This window comes from Neisseria sp. P0021.S006 (assembly GCF_051956895.1).
This window is the reverse complement of record NZ_JBQCWZ010000470.1, coordinates 1-1,061: the sequence shown is the minus strand read 5'-3', so window position 1 is coordinate 1,061 and position 1,061 is coordinate 1. Positions and strand designations below refer to the sequence as shown.

The window sequence follows — 1,061 nt, the reverse complement described above, 5'->3', positions numbered from 1 at the left end:
CATCAGCCGCTTTTATGTCCGTTCACATAATGGTCAGACACGTTTGAAATGCCATTATTGCGAAAAAACCTTCTCGCGTGATTCGGTTGCCGAAGCCTGATAAAATCTCAGGCCGTCTGAAAACACGGCTGTGCGGTTTGAGTTGTCTGCTTGATACATCAGTTTCATAAAAAGCAAGATATTAAGCAAATTGCGTTAAAATTACGTTAAAATAATGCCTTCTGAGTTAATGACATCATTTGCTCAAAAGGCATTATTTTTATAACGCGATACGAAATGTAGGAAAACTTATGCACTCATCCATACAAAGCCGGTTTGCCCCAATTTTATACGTCTTGATTTTCTTTGCCGGATTTTTAGCCGCACAAGTTTGGTTTAATCAGCAAGCCTATTTGGCCAATCTTCCTCTTTTGGTCACAGCCATTTCTGCCGTTGCATTGGTTTGGTTGATTTGGGCCGTCGTATCTGCGCGATCCAAAGCTAAAAGCAAGATGTTGCACCGTGAGCAGCTGATTCAAAAAGAGAGCATTCATCCGGTTTTGCATGCGACGTTGCAGCGTTCTGACGGTCAAACGGATTTATTGGTTTTGGTTGTCCGCAATAGCGGTAAGGGCTTGGCGAAGAATGTACGCTTTGAGGCAGAGCCTTTGCCGGATCACTTGCCGAGCAAGTTGGTTGCCGATGCAGTTATGCGCTTGTAGATGTTTTCCGGCGGTGTGGATATGCTGGCATCGGGCGAATTGTATGGCGGCGTGTTTGCAAGCATGTTGGCGCTGGCTGCCGAATTGCCGGACCAGACATTTGGCGGCGTGTTGAAACTGAAGGCCACTTATGAAAATGCTTTTGGCGATCAATGCACTTCAGAAAGCATTTTGGATTTGAGCATACTGAATTTCAACTTGTCGGAAATTAAATCCGGTGGCGAACAAAAGCCCCGCAAGAAATTGTTGTATTGATATACAAAATATGCAGGCCGTCTGAAACCGAAATACTTGGTTTCAGACGGCCTGTTGTTATTTTTCAAATGATTTTTGAAGAAAAAGAGGCGTATCGGGTATAAT

General features: G+C 43.9%; 2 pseudogenes. Both read left to right on the top strand.

Annotated features, from left to right (window positions below):
• Positions 1–100, top strand: a pseudogene (locus ACTHUM_RS15055) (aspartate carbamoyltransferase regulatory subunit); the annotation flags it as partial.
• 190 nt (positions 101–290) lie between these two features.
• Positions 291–956: pseudogene (locus tag ACTHUM_RS15050) on the top strand (hypothetical protein).
• Positions 957–1,061 lie beyond the last annotated feature (105 nt).